The sequence below is a fragment of the Streptomyces sp. NBC_01551 genome (genome assembly GCF_026339935.1).
Classification (GTDB): domain Bacteria; phylum Actinomycetota; class Actinomycetes; order Streptomycetales; family Streptomycetaceae; genus Streptomyces.
Window position 1 is genome coordinate 1952981 of record NZ_JAPEPX010000001.1, and the last position, 22039, is coordinate 1975019.

Annotated in this window: 21 protein-coding genes and 1 pseudogene; 5 read left to right on the top strand and 17 right to left on the bottom strand. The window is 74.2% G+C overall.

All coding sequences use genetic code 11. The features are described 5' to 3' along the window. The first annotated feature begins 103 nt into the window (after window positions 1-103). Window positions 104-811, top strand: coding sequence for a cyclopropane-fatty-acyl-phospholipid synthase family protein (locus OG982_RS08795; RefSeq protein ID WP_266788153.1), 708 nt, complete (start codon window positions 104-106; stop codon window positions 809-811). Between the two features lie 97 nt (window positions 812-908). On the opposite strand, the gene era is transcribed toward OG982_RS08795, so the two are convergent. From era to OG982_RS08815, 4 genes and pseudogenes are all read right to left on the bottom strand, one after another. After that, the gene (gene era, locus OG982_RS08800) at window positions 909-1859 is read right to left on the bottom strand and encodes a GTPase Era (RefSeq protein WP_266792096.1); all 951 of its coding nucleotides are present in this window, start codon (window positions 1857-1859) and stop codon (window positions 909-911) included. A gap of 513 nt (window positions 1860-2372) precedes the next feature. Further along, a pseudogene (locus tag OG982_RS30960) lies at window positions 2373-3038 on the bottom strand (DUF916 domain-containing protein); the annotation flags it as partial. Then, window positions 3035-4330: a WxL domain-containing protein gene (locus tag OG982_RS08810; protein WP_266948245.1), complete on the bottom strand. Its 1296-nt coding sequence runs from the start codon at window positions 4328-4330 to the stop codon at window positions 3035-3037. The pseudogene OG982_RS30960 and the gene OG982_RS08810, both read right to left, overlap by 4 nt. Window positions 4331-4462: 132 nt before the next feature. Then, complete coding sequence (locus OG982_RS08815; protein ID WP_266948247.1) at window positions 4463-5473, bottom strand: GlxA family transcriptional regulator; 1011 nt, start codon at window positions 5471-5473, stop codon at window positions 4463-4465. Window positions 5474-5544: 71 nt separating this feature from the next. On the opposite strand from OG982_RS08815, the gene OG982_RS08820 reads away from it, so the two are divergent. Then, window positions 5545-6867: an MFS transporter gene (locus OG982_RS08820; RefSeq protein ID WP_266948249.1), complete on the top strand. Its 1323-nt coding sequence runs from the start codon at window positions 5545-5547 to the stop codon at window positions 6865-6867. 45 nt (window positions 6868-6912) lie between these two features. On the opposite strand, the gene OG982_RS08825 is transcribed toward OG982_RS08820, so the two are convergent. From OG982_RS08825 to OG982_RS08850, 6 genes are all read right to left on the bottom strand, one after another. Continuing rightward, window positions 6913-7269 carry a cytidine deaminase gene (locus OG982_RS08825; protein ID WP_266788149.1) on the bottom strand — a complete coding sequence of 119 codons (357 nt, stop codon included), beginning with the start codon at window positions 7267-7269 and terminating at the stop codon, window positions 6913-6915. Window positions 7270-7324: 55 nt separating this feature from the next. After that, window positions 7325-7678: an MmcQ/YjbR family DNA-binding protein gene (locus OG982_RS08830; RefSeq protein WP_266788148.1), complete on the bottom strand. Its 354-nt coding sequence runs from the start codon at window positions 7676-7678 to the stop codon at window positions 7325-7327. Beyond that, the gene (locus tag OG982_RS08835; protein WP_266788147.1) at window positions 7675-8985 is read right to left on the bottom strand and encodes a hemolysin family protein; all 1311 of its coding nucleotides are present in this window, start codon (window positions 8983-8985) and stop codon (window positions 7675-7677) included. Before OG982_RS08835 ends, OG982_RS08830 begins: the two co-directional genes overlap by 4 nt. Then, window positions 8982-9479 carry an rRNA maturation RNase YbeY gene (ybeY, locus tag OG982_RS08840; protein WP_008738873.1) on the bottom strand — a complete coding sequence of 166 codons (498 nt, stop codon included), beginning with the start codon at window positions 9477-9479 and terminating at the stop codon, window positions 8982-8984. Before ybeY ends, OG982_RS08835 begins: the two co-directional genes overlap by 4 nt. Window positions 9480-9492: 13 nt before the next feature. Beyond that, window positions 9493-10536, bottom strand: a complete 1044-nt coding sequence (locus tag OG982_RS08845; RefSeq protein ID WP_266788146.1) for a PhoH family protein — start codon at window positions 10534-10536, stop codon at window positions 9493-9495. A 145-nt stretch (window positions 10537-10681) separates the two neighbouring features. Further along, window positions 10682-11911 (bottom strand): carbohydrate kinase family protein, encoded by a 1230-nt coding sequence (locus OG982_RS08850; protein ID WP_266792094.1) that lies wholly within the window; start codon window positions 11909-11911, stop codon window positions 10682-10684. Window positions 11912-12093: 182 nt separating this feature from the next. Between OG982_RS08850 and OG982_RS08855 the strand changes: the two genes are divergently transcribed. Further along, window positions 12094-13410, top strand: a complete 1317-nt coding sequence (locus OG982_RS08855; protein WP_266949870.1) for an MFS transporter — start codon at window positions 12094-12096, stop codon at window positions 13408-13410. On the opposite strand, the gene OG982_RS08860 is transcribed toward OG982_RS08855, so the two are convergent. From OG982_RS08860 to hrcA, 6 genes are all read right to left on the bottom strand, one after another. Next, window positions 13361-14266, bottom strand: coding sequence for a ribonuclease Z (locus OG982_RS08860; RefSeq protein ID WP_266948251.1), 906 nt, complete (start codon window positions 14264-14266; stop codon window positions 13361-13363). The two genes, OG982_RS08855 and OG982_RS08860, sit on opposite strands and share 50 nt — an antisense overlap. Window positions 14267-14269: 3 nt before the next feature. Then, a complete protein-coding gene (locus OG982_RS08865) occupies window positions 14270-14629 on the bottom strand; it encodes a histidine triad nucleotide-binding protein (protein ID WP_266788144.1) in 360 nt (119 codons plus the stop codon). 223 nt (window positions 14630-14852) lie between these two features. Beyond that, window positions 14853-15596 (bottom strand): 16S rRNA (uracil(1498)-N(3))-methyltransferase, encoded by a 744-nt coding sequence (locus OG982_RS08870; RefSeq protein ID WP_266788143.1) that lies wholly within the window; start codon window positions 15594-15596, stop codon window positions 14853-14855. Continuing rightward, window positions 15593-16684, bottom strand: coding sequence for a nitronate monooxygenase (locus OG982_RS08875; RefSeq protein WP_266948252.1), 1092 nt, complete (start codon window positions 16682-16684; stop codon window positions 15593-15595). The genes OG982_RS08870 and OG982_RS08875 overlap by 4 nt, the downstream gene beginning before the upstream one ends. Before the next feature lie 192 nt (window positions 16685-16876). Further along, entirely contained in the window at window positions 16877-18016 is a 1140-nt protein-coding gene (gene dnaJ, locus OG982_RS08880; protein ID WP_266788141.1) for a molecular chaperone DnaJ, read from the bottom strand. Beyond that, window positions 18017-19033, bottom strand: coding sequence for a heat-inducible transcriptional repressor HrcA (gene hrcA / locus OG982_RS08885; protein WP_266788140.1), 1017 nt, complete (start codon window positions 19031-19033; stop codon window positions 18017-18019). A gap of 179 nt (window positions 19034-19212) precedes the next feature. Between hrcA and OG982_RS08890 the strand changes: the two genes are divergently transcribed. Both OG982_RS08890 and OG982_RS08895 read left to right on the top strand, forming a co-directional pair. Next, complete coding sequence (locus tag OG982_RS08890) at window positions 19213-19938, top strand: MBL fold metallo-hydrolase (protein ID WP_266948253.1); 726 nt, start codon at window positions 19213-19215, stop codon at window positions 19936-19938. 28 nt (window positions 19939-19966) lie between these two features. Next, window positions 19967-20764, top strand: coding sequence for a DUF3097 domain-containing protein (locus OG982_RS08895; protein WP_266948254.1), 798 nt, complete (start codon window positions 19967-19969; stop codon window positions 20762-20764). A gap of 28 nt (window positions 20765-20792) precedes the next feature. Here OG982_RS08895 and hemW read toward each other — a convergent pair whose 3' ends face one another. After that, on the bottom strand, window positions 20793-22025 hold the full coding sequence (hemW, locus tag OG982_RS08900; protein ID WP_266788137.1) for a radical SAM family heme chaperone HemW: 1233 nt from the start codon (window positions 22023-22025) through the stop codon (window positions 20793-20795). Between the last annotated feature and the right edge of the window lie 14 nt (window positions 22026-22039).

Here is a 22039-nt window from a genome sequence, read left to right on the forward strand (position 1 = left end):
CGGTGTTGCCGGAACGGCAAGAATTGTTGCCCGTGCGGGACGGGCGGGCGGAGCATCGACGGCACAGGCACCGCACCCGGTGCGCGAACAGGGAGAGGCCCCGATGTCCGAGCAGCGCACGCACGACCACCGGCACCCGCACGGCCACGACCACAGCCACGGGCCCGGCCCCGGCCACGCCGCCCACTCGCCCGCCCGCGCGGGCGAGGAGTTCTGGAACGCCCGCTACCAGGAGACCGACCGGATCTGGAGCGGCGAGGCCAACGCCATGCTGGTGCACGAGGTGTCCGGCCTGGCCCCGGGCCGGGCCCTGGACCTCGGCTGCGGGGAGGGCGGCGACGCGGTGTGGCTGGCCCGCCTCGGGTGGACCGTGACCGGGACCGACATCTCCGGGGTCGCCCTCGGCCGGGCCGCCGAGCACGCGGCGGACGCCGGGGTCGCGGACCGCGTCACCCTGGAGCGGCACGACCTGACCGAGTCCTTCCCGGAGGGGGAGTTCGACCTGGTCTCGGCGTGCTTCCTGCACAACTACGGGGACTTCCCACGCGACCGCGTCCTGCGCGCCGCCGCCTCGGCCGTGGCGCCGGGCGGCACGCTGCTGGTCGTCGGCCACGCGGGCTGGGCGCCCTGGCAGGAGGACCGCGAGGAGGCGTACTTCCCCACGCCGCAGGACGTCGTCGCGCAGCTGGAGCCGGTCACGGCGGGCTGGGAGGTGCTGCGGGCCGAGGAGACCGAGCGGGTCCAGAACCAGCCGGACGGCACGCCCGGTACCCGTACGGACAACGTGGTGCGGCTGCGCCGTCCCGCGTAGCGGGTGGGCCGGCCCGGTCCCCGGCCGGTCTCCCGCGCGGGGGACCGGCCTGGTGGACCGGCCGGTGGACCGGCCGCCGTGGAACCTGGAACCCGCGTCAGAAGCCGAGCTTGCGGAGCTGCTTGGGGTCGCGCTGCCAGTCCTTGGCGACCTTCACGTGCAGGTCGAGGAAGACCGGGGTGCCGAGCAGCGCCTCGATGTGCTTGCGCGACTTCATCCCGACCTCCTTCAGGCGGGCGCCCTTCGGGCCGATGATGATGCCCTTCTGGCTGGGCCGCTCGATGTAGACGTTCGCGTGGATGTCCAGCAGCGGGCGGTCCGCCGGGCGGTTCTCCCGGGGGATCATCTCCTCGACCACGACGGCGATGGAGTGCGGGAGTTCGTCCCGTACGCCCTCCAGCGCGGCCTCGCGGATCAGCTCCGCGACCATCACCATCTCGGGCTCGTCGGTGAGGTCGCCCTCCGGGTACAGCGGCGGGCTCTCCGGCAGCAGCGGCGCGATCAGGTCGGCCAGCAGCTGGACCTGGGTGTCGCCGACCGCCGAGACGGGGACGATCTCGGCCCACTCGAAGCCCAGCTCGGCGCCGAGCTGGTGGACGGCGAGGAGCTGCTCGGCCAGCTGCTTGGACTCGACCAGGTCGGTCTTGGTGATGATGGCGATCTTGGGGGTCTTCTTGATCCCCGCGAGCTCCTTGGCGATGAACTTGTCACCGGGACCGAGCTTCTGGTCGGCCGGCAGGCAGAAGCCGATGACGTCGACCTCGGCCCAGGTGGTCCGGACGACGTCGTTCAGGCGCTCGCCGAGCAGCGTGCGCGGCTTGTGCAGACCCGGGGTGTCGACCAGCACGAGCTGGGCGTCGGGGCGGTGCACGATGCCGCGGACGGTGTGGCGGGTGGTCTGGGGCCGGTTGGAGGTGATCGCGACCTTGGTGCCCACGAGTGCGTTGGTCAGGGTCGACTTCCCCGCGTTGGGGCGGCCGACGAAGCATGCGAAGCCCGCGCGGTGCGGGGCGGTGGGCTCGGGGGAACGATCGCTCATACGGGCCATTCTCCCCGATGCCGGTCCCAGCGCCGACCAGGCCACGGCCAGGAGGGCCAGAGCGGCGGAGAGCGCGGTCGCGAGATCCGGCCGCGCGGCGTGGCCGACGGAGGCCCGGGCGGCCGCTCCGACGCCGCTGACCTGCACCGTCACCTCGGCCCACTCGACGGCGGGCGGGCCGGTCCAGGGCGTGGAGAGCCGGACCCGCTGGCCGGGCAGCAGCTCGGCGGGCAGCCCGGAGAGCTCCCGGTCGAGCAGTCGGCGGCCGAAGGCGCCGGAGGCGGTGAGGGTGGCGCGGGGCCGGAGCGTGACGTTGCCGAGGTTGTGGAGCGTGTACGAGACCTCCGCGCCGGGGGCGCCGCCGGGGCGCGGGGTGACGCGGAGGCCCTGGACGGCGATCGCCGGGGCGGTGGGGCCGCTGACGCGGAGGTAGAGGCGGGCGGCGACGGCCTGCCGCACGCCGATGCCGGCGGGCGCCCCGCTCGGGGCGTCCTGCACGGCCATGGCCACGATGGCGCCGGGGTGGTCCCCCGGCTCCGCCCGGTCGGGGACGGTGAGCGTGAAGGCGACGTCCGCCGAGCCGTGGGCCGGGACGGTGACCCGCTCCTGGGCGAGCTTCGCCCAGGCGGCGGTGGCGCGGCGCGGCTCGTCGGGGCCGCGGAGGGCGAAGCCGCCGTCGCGGGGCGTGTTGTACGCGTCGGCGGCGTAGAGCCGGAAGGTGCGGGGGCGGTCGGTGCGGTTGGTGACGGTGACGGTGTCGCCGACGCTCCCGCCGGGCTCGGCGGCGAGGTAGAAATACGGCCGCCGGGTCACGGCGTTGGCGGCGGGCCCCACACCCCACTCCCCGTTGTCAGCCGCCCCGGCCGCCACGGCCGCCCCGGCCCCGCCGCCCAGCAACCCCCCGAGCCCGATCACGACGCCCACGACCCCGCGCAGCAGCACCCGACCGCGACGAGACGGGCCGGACCCTGCGCCCACGGCCCCGCCGCCACGCGGCGAAACCCGTCGCACGACCGCGGCCGCCGCCCCGCCGCGCAGCGGAACGCGTCGTGCGACCGCAGCCCCGCGGCCGCGCAGCCGGCGCCCGAGCCCGGTCTCCCACACGTGCCTCCCGCTCGGCCGCGTGGAGCGGAGGGGGTGCGGCGCGGTCGCGAGGGGGGTGGGCGCGGGGGCTACGGGGCGGGTCACGACAGGGTCAGGGTCAGGACCGCCTGGTAGGCGTCCGGTGGGGTGTACGGGGGCACCCGCAGGGTGACGGTCGCGTCGATCGTGAAGGTTCCGCCGACGGCACCGGCGTCCGGGGCCGACGCCAGGACCGCCCCCTCCGGCCCCACCACCCCCGCACTGCCCGCCACGCACCGGCTCGGGCTGCCCTCGGCGGCCACGCAGGACGGGGTCCAGCTCAAGGACGCGCCCGGGATCCGCACGCCGCCCGGACCGGTGAAGTCCGTGACCTTGCCGGTCAGGGTCCACCCCGCCGGCCCGCCCCGCGCGTCCTTGACCGTGACCGTCCCGATCCGACCCGGCGCCGCGCCCCCGTCCCCGTACGGCACCGCGCCCAGCACCACCGACTCCCCCGCCTGGGACATCGACAGCGCCCCCGGCTCCACCACCGCCGTCACCTTCTGCGTCCCCGGCGGCGGCGGAACGGCGTCGATCACCGTGTACGCCGCCGGTCCCGAGCCCCGCCCCGCGGACCAGGCCGTGCCCTCGTACGCCACCACCGCGGTCGTCGCCTTGTCCGACACCGGCAGCTCGGCCTCGAAGGCCCCCCGGTCATCGGCCTTGGCCGCCACCCGGTCCGGGGTCTCGGCGGCGCCCGCCCGGCCGGCCACCGTCACCGATGCCCCGGGGGCGAACCCCGCGCCGGTGACCTTCACCCGCGCGCCCGGTTTCCCGTACGCCGCGGCGAGCGAGACGCCCCGCAGGTTGGCCGTGGGCAGCGGGCTCGCGGTGAGCCGCTCGGAGACCGGGGTTCCGGTCGCCGTGCAGACGGTGTCCAGGTCCAGCGGGTGGCTGGTGTGCAGCGTGTAGCCGCCCGGGGCGAGCGTGACCTCCCCCGGCGCGGTGACGGTGAAGGTGCCCGTCATGGTGACCCCGGGCAGCGCCGCACCCGCCTCGACGGGGTCGTTCCGCTTGGCGCCGACGACGGTGACCTCACCGCTCTGCGCGCCCCCGAGCAGGACCCGCCCGGTCGGGGTCAGCGCGTCGGCGGGCAGCTCGCCGCCGACCGGGTTCACGGCCGGGGTGGTGGCCACCTGGTACGTCACGGTGACGGTGTCCCCGACGCGCGGCGCCGGGTCGCCGACGGTGATCCGGGCGGTCGTCGTCCCGTCGGCGGGCGGGAGTCCGGCCTCCTGCGGCGGCAGGCAGTGCGTCGGGAACTCCACCTGCCCCGGGGGCGTTTCGCCTTGGGCGACGGCCGGCGAACCCAGCCCTCCCCCGGCCGTGGCCGCGAGGACGGCCAGACCGGCGGCCAACGCCCATCTCCTGCTGCCCGCCCCTGTCCGCACTGTCCGCCCCCTGGGTTCCGTCCCGCCGCGACAGGGGGCCATTCACGAGCGGGCGGCGGGAGAAGTCAATGCACGGACCCGGCATCAACTGATGGCCCATCAGGAGATGGCAGAGACGCCCGCACCCGCACCCGACGACGCCCGGAACGTCCGCCGGTACTCCGTCGGGCTCACCCCCAGCGCCGCCTGCAGGTGCTTGCGCAGCGACTGCGCCGTCCCGAACCCCGCCTGCCGCGCCACCTGTTCCATCGGCAGGTCGCTCTCCTCCAGCAGCGACCGGGCCCGCTCCACGCGCTGCCCGACGATCCACTCGCCGGGGCTGGCCCCGCACTCCTCGCGGAACCTGCGCGTGAAGGTCCGCACCGACATGGCCTCCTGCCGCGCCAGGTCGGCCAGCGCCAGCGGCTCGTGCAGCCGGTCCAGCACCCACGCGCGGGCCGCCGCCGTGCTGGCCTGCGCCGGTTCGGGCACCGGACGCTCGATGAACTGGGCCTGGCCGCCGGGCCGGTGGGGCGGTACGACGGTCCGCCGGGCCACCTCGTTGGCGACGGCCGCGCCGTGGTCGCGGCGCACGATGTGCAGGCACAGGTCGATGCCGGCGGCGACCCCCGCGGAGGTCAGCACGTCCCCGTCGTCGGTGTAGAGCACGCCCGCGTCCACCCGTACCGCCGGGAACATCCGCTGGAAGTGCTCGGCGGAGGCCCAGTGGGTCGTGGCCGGGCGGCCGTCCAGATACCCGGCGGCGGCCAGCACGTATCCGCCCGTACAGATGGACACGAGCCGGGTGCCCGGGCGGATGTGCGCGAGGGCCGCCGCGAGTTCGTCGGTCAGCCTGCCCTCCTCGTGGACCGGGCCCAGCTCGTACGAGGCGGGCACCACCACCGTGTCGGCGGTGGCCAGCGCCTCGGGGCCGTGCTCGACGTGGATCGCGAAGTCGGCCTCCGTGGCGACCGGGCCGGGGGCGAGTCCGCAGGTGACGATCGTGTAGAGCGGCCGCCCGGCGGAATCCTTGGCGCGGCCGAAGATCCGGTGCGGGATGCCGAGCTCGAAGGGCAGCAGCCCGGTGAGGGCGAGTACGACCACGCGGTGTGTCTTCCGCTTCGACTCCATGGCCCGATCGTACCGAAGCATGGCATTCAAGCCACTGTCCTGCGGACGCCCCGGACCGGAAGCTGGTCCGCGTGACGCAGACAGAGTCCTCCACGACGCCCTCGACCGCCCCCCTCGCTCCCCCGGCGAAGCCCGGCCGCGTCCACCGCGCCTGGTTCGTCGCGGCCGTCGGCTTCGTGACGATCATCGGCGCGGCCGCCTTCGCCTCCCTGCCGGGACTGCTCATCGAACCGCTGCACAAGGAGTTCGACTGGTCGCGCGGCACGATCGGCTTCGCCGTCTCCGTGAACCTCGCGCTGTACGGGCTCACCGCGCCGTTCGCGGCCGCCCTGATGGACCGCTACGGCATCCGCCGGGTCGTGGCACTGGCCCTGATGGTCATATCCGCCGGCACGGCCGCCACGGTCTGGATGACCGCGTCCTGGCAGCTGGTGCTGTTCTGGGGTGTGCTGGTGGGCCTGGGCAGCGGCTCGATGGCGCTCTCCTTCGCCGCGACGATCACCAACCGCTGGTTCACCGCCCGGCGGGGCCTGGTCACCGGCATCCTGACCGCCGCCGGCGCCTCCGGCCAGCTGATCTTCCTGCCGCTGCTGTCCTGGCTGGTGGAGCACCACGGCTGGCGCCCGGCGGCGGTGACGGTCTCGCTGGCGGCGCTGGCCGTGGTCCCGCTCGTGTGGCTGCTGCTGCGCGACCACCCCGCGGACGTGGGGCTCGCCCCGTACGGAGGCACGTACGCGGCGAAGCCGGCCCCCGTGGCGGGCGCGGCGCGGCGCACGGTGACGGTGCTGTTCAAGGCGGCCCGCACCGGCCCGTTCTGGCTGCTGGCGGGCACCTTCGCGATCTGCGGGGCCTCGACGAACGGGCTGGTCAAGACCCACTTCGTGCCGGCGGCGCACGACCACGGCATGCCGGTGACGGCGGCGGCCGGGCTGCTGGCGGTGATCGGAGTGTTCGACGTCGTCGGCACGGTGGCGTCGGGCTGGTTCACGGACCGCTTCGAGGCGCGGCGGCTGCTGGCCGTCTACTACGCGCTGCGCGGGGTCTCGCTGCTGTTCCTGCCGCTGCTGCTGGCTCCGACGGTGCATCCGCCGATGGTGTTCTTCATCGTGTTCTACGGGCTGGACTGGGTCGCGACCGTGCCGCCGACGATCGCGCTGTGCCGCGAGCAGTACGGGGAGGACAGCGCGATCGTGTTCGGCTGGGTGCTGGCCTCGCACCAGGTCGGCGCGGCGCTGGTGGCCTTCCTGGGAGGCGTGGCGCGGGACGCGTTCGGCTCGTACGACGTCGTCTGGTACGCGTCGGGCGCCCTGTGCGCGATGGCCGCCCTGATGTCCATGGTCATCCGCCGCCGCCCGGCTGCCGCCGCCCCCGCCGTGGCCCCCGCCGCCGCGTAGGCACCCAGGCCCCGCAACCCGGCGGGGGCCGAAGCCCCGCCGGGGTCAGGCCCCGGCCGGGATGGTGGAGCGGAGGGTGCCGTCCGGGGCGGCGAGCAGGACCGGGGTGGTGGCGCCGCCGAGGTCGCGGACGGCCGCGCGGTCGGCGTCGGGCACCGACTCCGCCGCGCTGACCACGGCCGCGGCCTCAAGGGAGCGGGCTCCGCTGGCCACCGCCATCGCCACCGCGGTCTGGAGCGCGCTCAGCTTCAGGGAGTCCAGCTCCACCGTGCCGGCGACGTACGTGCGGCCCGTCTCGTCCCGTACAGCCGCCCCTTCCGGCACCCCGTTGCGGGCCCGGGCGCTGCGCGCCAGCGTGATGATCTTGCTGTCCTCGGGGTCGAGCCCGGTGGTGTCGGTCATGGCGAAAGCATAAGGAGCGGCTCCCGGCCCGGGCGCGACCACCCCGCCGCAGCGGTCAGGGCCGGTCCAGCCGCAGCCGCTGCGCCCTCGGCAGACCCGCGACCACCAGGTCGTACGAGTCCTCGACCAGCTCCCGCACCAGCGCGTCGGGGAGTTCGGACACCGTCACGGTGTTCCAGTGGCGCTTGTTCATGTGATAGCCCGGCTGGATCGCCGCGTGCTCCGCCCGCAGCCGTACCGCCAGCTCGGGCTCGCACTTGAGGTTGACCTTCAGCGGGTCCGCGTCCAGCGCCGACAGTGCGAACACCTTGCCCAGCACCTTGAACACCGAGGTCTCCGGCGTGAAGGGGAACTCCTCCACCGCCGCGTTGAAGCCGAGGCACAGCGCCCGCAGCCGTTCCGGAGTCATTGCGCCGCCTCCTCGCCCTCGCCCGCAGCCGGAACCACCGGCTCCACGAGCACCGTCACGATCTTGTTCCGGCGTCCGGCCGGGGACTCGGCCGTCAGCCTCAGCGGCCGCCCGTCCGGGAGCTCCACGACCGCCGAGGCGCCCGCGATCGGCACCCGCCCCAGCGCCTTGGCCAGCAGGCCGCCGACCGTCTCCACGTCCTCGTCGTCGTAGTCCTCGACCTTGAACAGCTCGCCGAGGTCGGTGATGTCGAGGCGCGCCGTCACCCGGTAGCGGTCCTCCCCGAGGTCCTCGACGGGGGCGAGCTCGCGGTCGTACTCGTCGGTGATCTCGCCGACGATCTCCTCCAGGATGTCCTCGATGGTGACGATGCCCGCCGTGCCCCCGTACTCGTCGATGACGACGGCCACGTGGTTGCGCACCTGCTGCATCTCGCGCAGCAGGTCGCCCGCGTTCTTGGTGTCCGGCACGAACACCGCCGGCCGCATCGCCGTGGAGACCAGGTCCGACTCGGCGTCCCGGTTGATGTGGGTCTTGCGAACCAGGTCCTTCAGGTACACGATCCCGACGATGTCGTCCTCGTTCTCCCCGGTCACCGGTATGCGCGAGAACCCGGAGCGCAGTGCGAGCGTGGTCGCCTGACGGATCGTCTTGTACCGCTCGATGCAGATCAGGTCCGTGCGCGGCACCATCACCTCGCGCACGAGCGTGTCGCCGAGCTCGAAGACCTGGTGCACCATCCGGCGCTCGTCGTCCTCGATCAGCGATTCCCTCTCCGCCAGGTCCACCATCGCGCGCAGCTCCGCCTCGGAGGCGAACGGCCCCTTGCGGAAGCCCTTTCCGGGCGTGAGCGCGTTGCCGACGAGGATCAGCAGCTGCGGGATCGGCCCCATCACCCGGGCGAGGGGGACCAGGACGTACGCGGCCGCCGTCGCCGTGTTCAGCGGGTGCTGGCGGCCGATGGTGCGCGGGGACACGCCGACGGCGACGAAGGAGACGAGCACCATCACGCCGATCGCCACGAACAGCGCGGTCCAGTTCTCGCCGAACTCGTCGAGGCAGACGTACGTGACGAGCACGCCCGCCGCCATCTCGCAGGTGACCCGGACCAGCAGGGCCACGTTCACGTAGCGGGTGGGGTCGGCGGCGACCTGCGCCAGCTTCGCGCTGCCGCGCCGCCCCTCCCGTACGGCCTGCTCCGCGCGGAAGCTGGAGACCCGGGCGATCCCGGACTCGGCGCACGCCGCGAACCAGGCGACCACGACCAGCAGGACCGCCCCGGTGATCAGCTGCGGGGCGCCGGTCACGAGACGGTCGGGGCCGGGGACGGGCCGGTGATGCCGCGTTCGCCGCGCCAGCCGTCGACGATGGCCGCCTGGAGGCCGAACATCTCGGCCTTCTCGTCCGGCTCCTCGTGGTCGTAGCCGAGCAGGTGCAGCACCCCGTGGACGGTCAGGAGCTGGAGCTCCTCGTCCATGGAGTGCTGCGTCGGGGCGTCCTCGCCCTGCTTCTTGGCCACCTCGGGGCAGAGCACGATGTCGCCGAGGAGCCCCTGCGGGGGCTCCTCGTCGTCCTTCGCCGGCGGACGGAGTTCGTCCATCGGGAACGACATGACGTCGGTGGGTCCGGGCAGGTCCATCCACTGGATGTGGAGCTGCTCCATCGCCCCCTCGTCCACGACGATGACGGAGAGCTCGGAGAGCGGGTGGATCCGCATCCGGGTGAGCGCGTAGCGGGCGATGTCGAGGATCGCCTGCTCGTCGACCTCGATCCCGGACTCGTTGTTGACGTCGATCGACATGGTGCGCTGAGTTCTACTTCCGCTGGTAACCGTTCGGGGCCTGCTGGCTGCCGTCGTACTTCTCGTACGCGTCGACGATACGGCCGACCAGCTTGTGCCGGACGACATCCTCGGACGTGAGCCGCGAGAAGTGGATGTCGGGCACGCCTTCGAGGATGTCCTGAACCTGCCGCAGGCCGCTCTTGGCCCCGCCCGGGAGGTCGACCTGCGTCACGTCACCGGTGACGACGATCTTGGAGTCGAAGCCGAGGCGGGTCAGGAACATCTTCATCTGCTCGGTGGTGGTGTTCTGCGCCTCGTCGAGGACGACGAACGCCTCGTTGAGCGTGCGCCCGCGCATGTACGCCAGCGGGGCCACCTCGATGGTCCCGGCCGCCATGAGCCGCGGGATCGAATCCGGGTCGATCATGTCGTGCAGCGCGTCGTAGAGCGGACGCAGATACGGGTCGATCTTGTCGAAGAGCGTGCCCGGCAGGAAGCCGAGCCGCTCGCCGGCCTCGACGGCGGGCCGGGTCAGGATGATCCGGCTGACCTGCTTGGACTGCAGGGCCTGGACCGCCTTGGCCATGGCGAGGTAGGTCTTGCCGGTACCGGCGGGGCCGATGCCGAAGACGATCGTGTTCTTGTCGATCGCGTCGACGTACCGCTTCTGGTTGAGGGTCTTGGGACGGATGGTGCGGCCGCGGCTGGAGAGGATGTTCTGGGTGAGCACCTCCGCGGGCGTCTCCTCCGGCCCCTCGCCCTTGCCGTTGCCGCTCGCCTTGAGCATGGCGATCGAGCGTTCCACTGCGTCCTCCGTCATCGGCTGCCCGGTGCGGAGCACCAGCATCATCTCGTCGAACAGGCGCTGGATCAGGGCGACTTCGACCGCCTCGCCGATCGCGCTGACCTGATTGCCCCGAACATGGATGTCGGCCTTCGGGAAAGCCTTCTCGATCACGCGCAACAGGGCGTCGCCGGAACCGAGCACGGTCACCATCGGATGGGCGGCCGGAACGGTGAAGTGGGCTCGCGCCTGCCCGGGCGCCGGGGTGTGGGCTGTCGGTGTCTGAGTCATGGGCCGGCACTGTGGCCTGCGCATACCTCCCGCTGAGGGGCCGCGCCGATCGACGACCTCCGGAATACCAAGGGTACGACTTGGCCGCCGCTTCCCCGAGGCCTTTTCCGCGCCGCCCGGCGGGGCCTGAAACCGACGACAGGGCCTAGGCGCCCGGCCGGAAGCCGATCGTCGGCACCGCCCGGCGCCGCGGGGCCGGGGTCGCCGGCGGCGGGAGGAGCGCGTCCAGGAAGCCGTACCGCGCGCGCAGCGCGTCCGGCGCGGAACTCCACCAGTGCGCCACCTCGGCCCATCCCGGAGCCGACAGCGAGCCCCCGAACTCCTGCACCGACAGCGCCGCCGTCAGCCCCGCGAACGCCAGCCGGTCCGCCAGCGGCCACCCCGCCAGGGTGCCGGTGACGAAGCCCGCCACGTACACGTCGCCCGCCCCGGTGGGATCGAGCGCGTCCACCGCGATGCCGGGGACCTCGGCCGTCTCGCCCGTGCGGCCGTCCACCGCGCAGGAGCCTTCCGGGCCCATCGTCACGACCGCGATCGGCACCTTCTCCGCGAGCGCGCGGGCCGCCGCCCGGGGGCAGTCGGTGCGCGTGTACCGCATGGCCTCCCCGGCATTGGGCAGGAACGCCTCGCAGTGCTCCAGGTCGGCCAGCGCCCCCAGGTCCCAGCGCCCGCTCTCGTCCCACCCCACGTCGGCGAAGACCCGCGCCCCCTGCCGGGCCGCCGTCGCGATCCACTCCTCCCCCCGGCCGGGCCCCAGGGAGGCCACGGCCGCGCGGGCGCGCGGCGGGCACTGCGGGAGCCGGGGGTCGGCGGGCGGCGGGGCCTCGTGGCCGTGCGAGACCATCGTGCGCTCGCCCTCGTAGGCCATCGAGACGGTGACCGGGCTGTGCCAGCCGGGGATGGTGCGCGACATGGACAGGTCGATGCCCTCGCCCTGTTCGAGCGCGTCCCAGCAGTACTCGCCGTAGTGGTCGTCACCGAACGCCGCGGCCAGCGAGGTGCGCAGGCCGAGCCGGGCCAGCGCGGTGGCCATGTTGGCCACGCCGCCGGGGCTGGAGCCCATGCCGCGCGCCCAGGACTCCGTGCCGCGCACCGGGGCCGAGTCGAGGCCGGTGAAGATGATGTCGAGGAAGACCGTGCCGGTCAGGAAGACGTCGCAGCCGGGTTCGCGGGGGTCGCGGAGGGGGCCGAGCGGGTCCACGGCCGCGGTGTGGTCCACGGCGGTGATGTCGCTGGTACGGCTGTCCCGACTGGTCACGGTGTACTCCCCGGCTGGTGCGCGTGCGGTCGAAGGGTCGTTTCTGCAAGACGGGTTTCTGCGGAAAGCTCCCAGCCCTCCCCGCCCAGGCGCAACCCAAACCCAAGTGTGGCCCAGATCACCCTCAGGGCGCTCTTCTCCCGCCTTCGCGCCGTTGATAGACAGAGCCTCCGCCATCCTGCGGAGTATCCCGTTCCACCTGCGCGCCACCAGGAACACCCGTGTCCGACACCCCCTCCGCGCCGCCTGCCGCACACCCCTGCGCACCGGCTTCCGCGCGCTCCGCCGACTGGCCCCTCGTGGCCCTCTTCACGGCCGGGTACGCCGCCCCGTACTTGCTGCCCACCGTGGTGGGACGGCTCGACGCGCATCTCCCGCTCAGCCCCGCGCAGGCCGGGCTGGCCGGCTCGGCGCTGCTGCTCGGATCCGCCGCCGCCGGCTTCACGCTCGCCTCCCGCCTGCCCCGCCGCGGGCCGCGCCCGCTCGCCCGGCTCGGGCTGCTCCTCGCCGTCATCGGCTACGGGAGCGCCGCCGCGAGCACGCTGCTCCCGCTGGTCGTCGCCGGGGCGGTCGTCGGCGGCTTCGGTTCCGGTACCGCCACCGCCGTGGCCGCCGCCGGGATCGCCGGGCACCGCGATCCGCACCGCACCTCCGCGCTGGGGCTGTTGTCGGTCTCGGCGACGGCCGGCGCGCTGTACCTGACCCTGCCGCGCCTCGGCGGCGGCCACGGGCTGCCGTTCGCCGCGCTCGCGCTGGTCGCGGCCGCCGCCTGGCCGGCGACGGGCCGCCTGGGCGGGCCCGCCCGCGCGGAGCGGGCCGTACGGGCGTCCGGGCGGCTGCCGTACCCGCGGGCCGGAGTGGTCCTGGCGGGCGGCCTGATGCTGTGGTCGCTGGCCCAGAACGCCCTGTGGGGCGTCAGCGGCCGCATCGGCGCCGAGCAGGCCGGCCTGTCCGAGGTCACCCTCGGCGTGGTCTTCGCGGCGGCGCTGGGCGCGGGCCTGCTCGGGGTCACCGCCGCCTCCGCCCTCGGCGCCCGGCTGGGGCGGGCCGTGCCGATCGGCGCGGGCACGGCGCTGATCGCCTGCTGCGTGGTGGCGGCCTCCTGCGCGCGGGGGCTCGGCGGCTTCGCGGCCGGGGAGATCCTCTGGAACGCGCTCTACCCCGTCGTGCTGTCCTACGTCATCGGGCTGGCGGCCGCCCTCGACCCGCGCGGCCGCTGGGCGGTGCTGGCGGGCTCCGCGTCCTCGCTGGGCGTGGCCTGCGGGCCGGTCACCGGGAGCCTGCTCGCCGAGGCAGCCGGGTTCCCGGGCATGGGACTGGTGCTGGCCGGGCTGCTGCTGGCGGTGGCCGGGCCGATGACCGCCGTCGCGCTGCACGCCGGCGGCCGCCCGCTGACCCCGGGCTCGGTCCGGCGGCGCGGCGGGGCCCCGGCGGCCGTGGTCGCGGCCGGCGCGGGCGCCCCGTCGGGCGCGGTGCCCCGGGTGGGGTCGCCGGAGCTGGAGGTCGCGCAGATCCCGGTGCGCCGGCTGCGCCCCGTACGCCGCGCCCCGCTGCGGGTGCTGCTGCTCAGCCCCGCTTCGGCAAGGGAACTCGTACGAGGTCGGCGGCGATCGTGAGCTCCCCCTCGAACCCGGCCGCGCGGGCCTGGCGTTCGAACTCGGCGGGGTCGGAGTAGCGCTGCGAGAAGTGCGTCAGCACGAGGTGCCGTACGCCCGCGTCGCGCGCCGTCCGGGCCGCCTGGCCCGCGGTGAGGTGCCCGTGGTCGGTGGCGAGCCGCTCGTCCTCGTCGAGGAACGTCGACTCGATGACCAGCATGTCGCAGTCTTGGGCGAGTTCGTCGACGCCCGGGCAGAGCCGGGTGTCCATGACGAAGGCGAAGCTCTGCCCCGGCCGGTGCTCGCTGACCTCCTCCAGGCTCACGCCGTCCAGCCGGCCCTCGCGCTGGATCCGGCCGACGTCCGGCCCCTTGATCCCGTGCCGCGCGAGCAGTTCGGGCACCATGCGGCGCCCGTCGGGCTCGCTGACGCGGTAGCCGAAGGACTCCACCGGGTGCGACAGCCTGCGGGCCTCCAGCGTGTACGAGGACCCGCGCGCCAGGGTCCCGTCCCCGGACACCGGCTCCTCGGCCAGGGGCACGGTCTCCCGGTAGGCGGTCGCGTACCGCAGCCGGTCGAAGAACTTCTGCCCCGAGGCCGGGTAGTGCGCGGTGACCGGGTGCGGGACCTGGTCGAGGTTGATCCGCTGGATCACCCCGGCGAGGCCGAGGCTGTGGTCGCCGTGGAAGTGCGTGACACAGATCCGGTTGATGTCGTGCGCGGCGACCCCGGCGCGCAGCATCTGGCGCTGCGTGCCCTCGCCCGGGTCGAAGAGGATGCCCTCGCCGTCCCAGCGCAGGAGGTAGCCGTTGTGGTTGCGGTGGCGGGTGGGCACCTGGCTGGCGGTACCCAGCACCACGAACTCTCGTACGGACACGGGCTATCCGGGGGGCCACTGGAGGCCGCGGCCCCCGAGGACGTGGGCGTGGGCGTGGAAGACGGTCTGGCCGGCGCCGGCGCCGGTGTTGAAGACGATCCGGTACCCGTGGTCGTCGATCTTCTCCTCGGCGGCGATCCGGCCGGCCTCGCCCAGGACGTCGGCGGCGACGGCGGGTTCGGCGGCGGCCAGGGAGGCCGCGTCGGGGTAGTGGACGCGCGGGATCACGAGCACGTGCGTGGGCGCCTGCGGGTTGATGTCCCGGAAGGCGACGGTGGTCTCGGTCTCCCGGACCACGGTCGCGGGGATGACCCCGGCGACGATCTTGCAGAACAGGCAGTCGGCCTGCGGTTCCCCGGCCATTGCGTTCGCCTCCCGTGACGTTGGATCGGTCGGGGCATCGTATCCACCGTGCCCCCGGCCGGAGTTCCACCACCCCCCGGCCGCAATCCCGGCCGCAACCCCGGCCGCCGGCCCGACCGCAGCCCCCGTCGGCCCGACCGCAACCCCCGCCGCCGGACGGGCCGCAGCCCCGGCGCCCGGCCGCAGCCCCGCCATCGGCTCGGCCGCAGCCACGGCCCCGGGCTCAGGACCAGCGGCCCGTCCGGGCCAGGAGGACCGCCGTCGCGGCGGTGCCGGCGGTGGAGGTGCGCAGGACCGGGCGGCCCAGCCGGTACGGGTGGGCGCCGACGGCCGCGAAGGCGGCCAGCTCCTCCGGGGAGACCCCGCCCTCGGGGCCGACCACCAGCACGATCGACCCGGCGGCGGGCAGCTCGGCCGTCGCCAGCGCCTGCGAGGGCGCGTCCCGGTCCTCGTGCAGGACCATCGCCAGGTCGGCGTCCGCGAGCAGCGCCGCGACCTGCTTCGTGGACATGGCCTCCGCGACCTCGGGGAAGCGGACCCGGCGGGACTGCTTGCCCGCCTCCCGGGCCGTGCCCCGCCACTTGGCCAGGGACTTCGCGCCCCGGTCGCCGCGCCACTGGGTGATGCACCGCGAGGCCTGCCACGGCACGACGGCGTCCACGCCGGTCTCGGTCATCGTCTCGACCGCCACCTCGCCCCGGTCTCCCTTGGGAAGGGCCTGCACGACGGTGATCCGGACGGCGGGTTCCGGCTCCGCGTGGACCCCGGACACCGAGACCACCAGCCGGTCCTTGCCCTCCGCCGCCTTGACGACGGCGTCGGCCCAGCCGCCGCGGCCGTCCGTGAGGACCACCGCCTCGCCGGGGTTCAGCCGCTTCACCGACACGGCGTGCCGGCCCTCGGGGCCGTCCAGCACGAATTCCGGCCCCGCGGGGACCTCTTCGACCACGAACACGGGGGCCGTCATGACACTCTCCTCGTCTGCGTTTCCTTCAGCACGCCCTGCGCCTCGGCGAGTTCCGCCGCCAGCACCTCCACCAGCTCGCCCGCCGGCAGGGTCCGGGCCAGCCGGTGCCCCTGGCCCGCCCACAGGGCCATGCCCTGCGGGTCCCCCGCCGCCGCGGCCGCCTTGCGCAGCCCCGCCGTGAGGTAGTGGACCTGCGGGTACGCGGCCGGGGCGTACGGCCCGTGCTCCCGCATGAACCGGTTCACCAGCCCCCGCGCGGGCCGCCCGGAGAACGCCCGGGTCAGCTCGGTGCGCACGAACAGCGGGTCGGTCAGCGCCGCCTTGTGGAGCGGGTGGGCGCCGGACTCCGGGCACGTCAGGAACGCGGTGCCGAGCTGCGCCGCCTCCGCTCCGGCCGCGAGCAGGGCGGCGATCTGCGAGCCGCGCATCAGGCCGCCCGCCGCGATGATCGGGAGGGCCACCGCCTCGCGCACCTGCGCGACCAGCGCGAGCAGCCCGATGCCCGCCGTGCCGTCGGCCTGCGGGTCGTCTCGGTGGGTGCCCTGGTGGCCGCCGGCCTCGATGCCCTGGACGCAGACGGCGGCGGCGCCCGCCTCCTGCGCGGCGCGGGCCTCGTCGACCGAGGTCACGGTGACGACGGTGTGCGTGCCGGCCTCGCGCAGCCGGGCGAGCGCCGAGGGCGAGGGGCAGCCGAAGGTGAACGAGACGACCGGGACCGGGTCTTCGAGGAGGATGGCGAGCTTGGCGTCGTAGCCGTCGTCGCAGGTGCCGATGGTGTCCTCGGCGGCGAGTGAGACCTCGTACCAGCCGGCCTCGCCGGCCAGCTGCCCCCGGTAGGCCTCGACGACGACCGGGTCGACGTAGGCGGTCTGCGGCATGAAGAGGTTCACGCCGAAGGGGCGCCGGGTGAGCCCGCGCGTCCGCTTGATCTCCTGGTACATGCCGTCGGCGGTCTTGTAGCCGCCGGCCAGGAAGCCCAGCCCGCCCGCCTCGCACACGGCCGCGGCGAGCGCGGGACAGGAGGCGCCGCCCGCCATGGGAGCCTGCACGATCGGGAACTGGTGGAGACCGTTCGGTGCGGAGGACATGGACTGCATCGTGCCATGTCCCGCTCACCGCACCGAATCACGGCATTCGCCTGGCATAGTCCGCTTCCGCGCTGCGGCGGTCATCCGCCGGGCGCCGCCGCACCGCCCGCCGGTCGCACGCGTCGAGCCCGGTCCGGGGCGTCCCCGGACCGGGCTCGTACGTGCGGTGCGGGGCGCGGCCCGCCGGCGGCGTCAGCGGCCGTTGAACGCGTCCTTCAGGCGGCTGAACAGGCCCTGCTGGCCCGGCGCGAACTGGCCCGTCGGCCGCTCCTCGCCGCGCAGCTTGGCGAGCTGGCGCAGCAGCTCCTCCTGCTGGGCGTCCAGCTTGCCCGGCGTCGTGACCTCGACGTGGACGATCAGGTCGCCCCGGCCGCCGCCGCGCAGGTGCGTGACGCCGCGCCCGTGCAGCGGGATCGACTGGCCGGATCCGGTGCCGGGCCGGATGTCGATCTCCTCCATGCCGTCCAGCGTCTCCAGCGGGCACTTGGTGCCCAGGGCCGCGGCCGTCATGGGGATGGTCACCGTGCAGTGCAGGTCGTCCCCGCGCCGCTGGAAGGTCGGGTGCGGCAGCTCGTGGATCTCCACGTAGAGGTCGCCGGCGGGGCCGCCGCCGGGGCCGACCTCGCCCTCGCCCGCGAGCTGGATCCGGGTGCCGTTCTCGACGCCGGCCGGGATCTTGACCGTGAGGCTGCGCCGGGAGCGGACCCGGCCGTCGCCCGCGCACTCGGGGCACGGGGTCGGGACCACGGTGCCGAAGCCCTGGCACTGCGGGCAGGGGCGCGAGGTCATGACCTGGCCCAGGAAGGACCGGGTGACCTGCGAGACCTCACCGCGGCCGCGGCACATGTCACACGTCTGCGCCGAGGTGCCGGGTGCGGCGCCTTCGCCGGAGCAGGTGTTGCAGACGACCGCCGTGTCGACCTGGATGTCCTTGGTCGTCCCGAAGGCCGCCTCGTCCAGCTCCAGGTCCAGGCGGATCATCGCGTCCTGGCCGCGCCGGGTCCGCGAGCGCGGGCCGCGCTGCGAGGCCTGGCCGAAGAAGGCGTCCATGATGTCGGAGAAGTTGCCGAAGCCACCCGCACCGAATCCGCCCGCGCCCGCGCCGCCGCCCGAGGAGGACAGCGGGTCCCCGCCGAGGTCGTAGACCTGCTTCTTCTGCGGGTCCGAGAGAACCTCGTACGCCGCGTTGATCTCCTTGAAACGCTCTTGCGTCTTCGGGTCCGGATTCACATCCGGGTGGAGCTCACGCGCGAGGCGGCGGAAGGCCTTCTTGATCTCGTCCTGCGATGCGTCGCGGCGTACGCCGAGGACGGCGTAATAGTCCGTGGCCACTTACGACTCCGCCAGGATCTGTCCGACGTAACGTGCCACTGCGCGTACCGCTCCCATCGTTCCGGGGTAGTCCATGCGGGTCGGTCCGACCACGCCGAGTTTGGCGACTGTTTCGCCGCCCGAACCGTAGCCGACCGAGACGACGGACGTGGAGTTCAGTCCCTCGTAGGCATTCTCATGCCCGATCTTCACGGCCATCCCCGACTCGTTGGCCTCGCCCAGCAGCTTGAGGAGCACGACCTGCTCCTCCAGCGCTTCGAGCACCGGCCTGATCGTCAGGGGGAAATCGTGTCCGAAGCGGGTGAGATTGGCGGTGCCGCCGATCATCAGCCTCTCTTCGGCCTCCTCGACCAGGGTTTCGAGGAGGGTGGCGAGCACGGTCGAGACCGTGCCCCGGTCCTCCGCCTCGAAGGATTCGGGGAGGTCCTGCACGAGCTGCGGCACGTCGGTGAACCGACGGCCGACGACCCGGCTGTTGAGCCGCGCCCGCAGATCGGCGAGGGAGGCCTCGCCGAAGGGGGCCTGGCAGTCGACGAGCCGCTGCTCGACCCGCCCGGTGTCCGTGATCAGTACGAGCATCAGCCGGGCCGGGGCCAGCGACAGCAGCTCGACGTGCCGGACGGTGGAGCGGGTCAGCGACGGGTACTGGACGACGGCGACCTGCCGGGTGAGCTGCGCGAGCAGCCGCACCGTACGGCCGACCACGTCGTCGAGGTCCACGGCGCCGTCGAGGAAGTTCTGGATGGCCCGGCGCTCGGGCGTCGACAGCGGCTTGACGCCCGCCAGCCGGTCGACGAACAACCGGTAGCCCTTGTCCGTGGGGATCCGGCCGGCGCTGGTGTGGGGCTGGGCGATGTAGCCCTCCTCCTCCAGCACGGCCATGTCGTTGCGCACGGTGGCGGGCGAGACGCCGAGCCGGTGCCGCTCGGTGAGCGCCTTGGAGCCGACGGGCTCCTCGGTCCCGACGTAGTCCTGGACGATGGCGCGCAGCACTTCGAGTCTGCGTTCGCTGAGCATCGCGCACACCTCCAGCTGTGATGCGTGGTCGTGGTCTCGGTGGTGATCCCGGCCCCCGTTGGCACTCGGGGCGTACGAGTGCCAGAGAACCCCCGGTCAGTGTACGGCCGGGTGGTACACCGGAGGCAAGGGCGGTCGCCCGGAGGTCGCGCGCGGGGTCGCCAGGGTAGCGTCACGGCATGGACGTCCGATGGGAAGAGGCGGGCTGGGAGCGGTTGACCGGGCGGACCGGCCGACGGCGGCTTCCGGTGTGGGATTGCACGGTGGGGCTGGTGGTCGGGGACGATTCGGTCCTCTTGATCGATCCCGGATCGTGCGTGCGGGAGGGCGCGCAGGTGCGGGCCGAGGCGGAGCGGTTGACCGGCCGGCGCGTGACCCATATCGCATTCACCCACGGCCATTTCGATCATGTGCTGGGCGGCGCCGCGTTCTCCGGGGCCGAGGTGTTCGGGGCGGTCGGGCTGGACGCGCTGCTCTCCACCGGCCGCGACGAGCTGCGCGGGGACGCGGTGCGGCACGGGCTGGCGGAGGCGGAGGCGGTCGAGGCGGCGGACCTGCTGGTGCCGCCGAAGCACCTGGTGTCGGGCGAGTGGACGCTGGATCTGGGCGGGGTGCAGGTGCTGCTGGCGAACGTGGGCCCCGGGCACACCCGGCACGACCTGGCGGTGTTCGTGCCGGGCGTACGGGAGGTGGTGTTCTGCGGGGACCTGGTCGAGGAGTCGGGCGACCCGTCGGTGGGCCCGGACGCGGTGCCCCGGCAGTGGCCGGCGGCGCTGGACCGGCTGCTGTCGCTGGGCGGTGACGACGCGCTGTACGTGCCGGGTCACGGAGCGGTGGTCACGGCCGGGTTCGTGCGTGCGCAACGGGACACACTGCGGGCGCAGTTCGGCGTGTCGCAGGCGTGAGCGCGGGCCCTCTCGTACCGTCGGCCGGATGCGCGAGTACTCCCCCGACCTGACCCCCCAGTGGAAGCGCCCCAAGCCGGCACCTGAGGTACCGGCGGACACGGACCTGGTGGTGGAGGTGGCCGGTACGGACTTCTGCGGCGCGGTGGTGGCCTGCGAGGCGGGCACGGTGACGCTGGAGGACCGCTTCGGCAAGCGGCGGGTGTTCCCGCTGGAGCCGCGCGGGTTCGTGCTGGAGGGCGCGGTGGTCACGCTGACCCGCCCGTCGCGGGGCCCGGCGGCCCCGGCCCGTACGGCGTCGGGCTCGGTGGCCGTGCCGGGGGCGCGGGCACGGGTGGCGCGGGCGGGCCGGATCTACGTCGAGGGGCGGCACGACGCGGAGCTCGTGGAACGGGTCTGGGGCGACGACCTGCGCATCGAGGGGGTGGTGGTCGAGTACCTGGAGGGCATCGACGACCTCCCCGCCGTCGTCGCCGACTTCGCCCCGGCCGCGGACGCCCGCCTCGGCATCCTGGTCGACCACCTCGTCCCGGGCTCGAAGGAGTCCCGCATCGCGGCGTCGGTGACCTCCCCGCACGTGTTGATCGTGGGCCACCCGTACGTGGACGTCTGGCAGGCGGTGAAACCGTCCTCCCTGGGCATCCCGGCATGGCCGGTGATCCCCCCCGGCCAGGACTGGAAGACGGGCGTCTGCCGCGCCCTGGGCTGGCCGGAGAACACGGGGGCGGCCTGGCAGCACATCCTGTCCCGCGTGACGTCGTACAAGGACCTGGAGCCCACCCTCCTCGGCGCGGTGGAACACCTCATCGACCACGTCACGGCCTGACCGCCGCCGCGGGGCCCGGCGGGCGGGGTCAGTCGACCAGGTCGCGGACCACCGCGTCGGCCAGGAGGCGGCCGCGGAGGGTCAGGACGGCGCGGCCCGCCGCGTAGGGGCCGGGATCCAGCAGGCCGTCCGACAGGGCCCGCCCGGCAGCGGCGAGACCGGCGGGGGCCAGCAGCGACAGCGGGACCCCGTCCACCAGCCGGAGCTCCAGCAGGATCCGCTCCACCCGCCGGTCCTCCGCGGACAGCAGCTCCCGCCCGGCGCCCGGCGAGCGGCCCTCGGCCAGCGCCGCCGCGTACGCGCCCGGGTGCTTCACGTTCCACCACCGCACCCCGCCCACGTGCGAGTGCGCGCCGGGACCCGCGCCCCACCAGTCGGCACCGCGCCAGTACAGCTCGTTGTGCAGGCAGCGCCCCGCCTCCGAGGTGGCCCAGTTCGACACCTCGTACCAGGAGTACCCCGCCTCGGCCATCACCGCGTCCGCGATCAGGTACCGGTCCGCGTGCACGTCGTCGTCCGTCATCGGGACCTCGCCCCGCCGAATCCGCCGAGCCAGCTGGGTGCCCTCCTCCACGATCAGCGCGTACGCCGACACGTGGTCCGGCCCGGCCCCCAGCGCCGCCGCCAGCGAGTCCCGCCAGTCCTCGTCGGACTCGCCGGGCGTGCCGTAGATCAGGTCCAGGTTGACGTGCTCGAAGCCGGCCGCCCGCGCCTCCGCGACGCACGCCTGCGGCCGCCCCGGCGTGTGCGTGCGGTCGAGCACCTTCAGGACGTGCTGCTTGGCGCTCTGCATGCCGAAGGAGATCCGGTTGAAGCCCCCGGCCCGCAGCTCCGCCAGGTACCGCGGGTCCACCGACTCCGGATTGGCCTCCGTGGTGATCTCGGCGTCCTGCGCCAGCCCGAACTCGTCGCGGATCGCCGCGAGCATCCGTACGAGGTCCCCGGCCGGCAGCAGCGTCGGCGTACCGCCGCCCACGAACACGGTCCGCACGGCGCGCGGGTCGTCGCCCAGCACCTTCCGGGCCAGGCGCACCTCGTCGATCAGGGTGTCGGCGTAGTTCTCGCGCGAGGCGAGCACCCCGCCGGTGCCCCGCAGCTCGGTGGCGGTGTACGTGTTGAAGTCGCAGTACCCGCAGCGCGTGGCGCAGTACGGGACGTGCAGGTAGAACCCGAGCGGCCGGTCCCCGGCACCCGCCAGGGCGTGCGACGGCAGCGAGCCGTCTTCGGGCATGGGTTCACCGTCGGGCAGTGCGGAAGGCATGCACCCATTGTCCC

Excerpts from the sequence above, each read along its gene's own strand:
- OG982_RS08875 (WP_266948252.1), bottom strand. The coding sequence starts at position 16,684 with ATGTCCTCCGCACCGAACGGTCTCCACCAGTTCCCGATCGTGCAGGCT.
- OG982_RS08865 (WP_266788144.1), bottom strand. The coding sequence starts at position 14,629 with ATGGCCGGGGAACCGCAGGCCGACTGCCTGTTCTGCAAGATCGTCGCC.
- OG982_RS08870 (WP_266788143.1), bottom strand. The coding sequence starts at position 15,596 with ATGACGGCCCCCGTGTTCGTGGTCGAAGAGGTCCCCGCGGGGCCGGAA.
- era (WP_266792096.1), bottom strand. The coding sequence starts at position 1,859 with ATGGCCCGTATGAGCGATCGTTCCCCCGAGCCCACCGCCCCGCACCGC.
- OG982_RS08795 (WP_266788153.1), top strand. The coding sequence starts at position 104 with ATGTCCGAGCAGCGCACGCACGACCACCGGCACCCGCACGGCCACGAC.
- hrcA (WP_266788140.1), bottom strand. The coding sequence starts at position 19,033 with ATGCTCAGCGAACGCAGACTCGAAGTGCTGCGCGCCATCGTCCAGGAC.
- OG982_RS08895 (WP_266948254.1), top strand. The coding sequence starts at position 19,967 with ATGCGCGAGTACTCCCCCGACCTGACCCCCCAGTGGAAGCGCCCCAAG.
- OG982_RS08825 (WP_266788149.1), bottom strand. The coding sequence starts at position 7,269 with ATGACCGACACCACCGGGCTCGACCCCGAGGACAGCAAGATCATCACG.
- hemW (WP_266788137.1), bottom strand. The coding sequence starts at position 22,025 with ATGCCTTCCGCACTGCCCGACGGTGAACCCATGCCCGAAGACGGCTCG.
- OG982_RS08815 (WP_266948247.1), bottom strand. The coding sequence starts at position 5,473 with ATGGAGTCGAAGCGGAAGACACACCGCGTGGTCGTACTCGCCCTCACC.
- OG982_RS08890 (WP_266948253.1), top strand. The coding sequence starts at position 19,213 with ATGGACGTCCGATGGGAAGAGGCGGGCTGGGAGCGGTTGACCGGGCGG.
- OG982_RS08845 (WP_266788146.1), bottom strand. The coding sequence starts at position 10,536 with ATGACTCAGACACCGACAGCCCACACCCCGGCGCCCGGGCAGGCGCGA.
- ybeY (WP_008738873.1), bottom strand. The coding sequence starts at position 9,479 with ATGTCGATCGACGTCAACAACGAGTCCGGGATCGAGGTCGACGAGCAG.
- OG982_RS08830 (WP_266788148.1), bottom strand. The coding sequence starts at position 7,678 with ATGACTCCGGAACGGCTGCGGGCGCTGTGCCTCGGCTTCAACGCGGCG.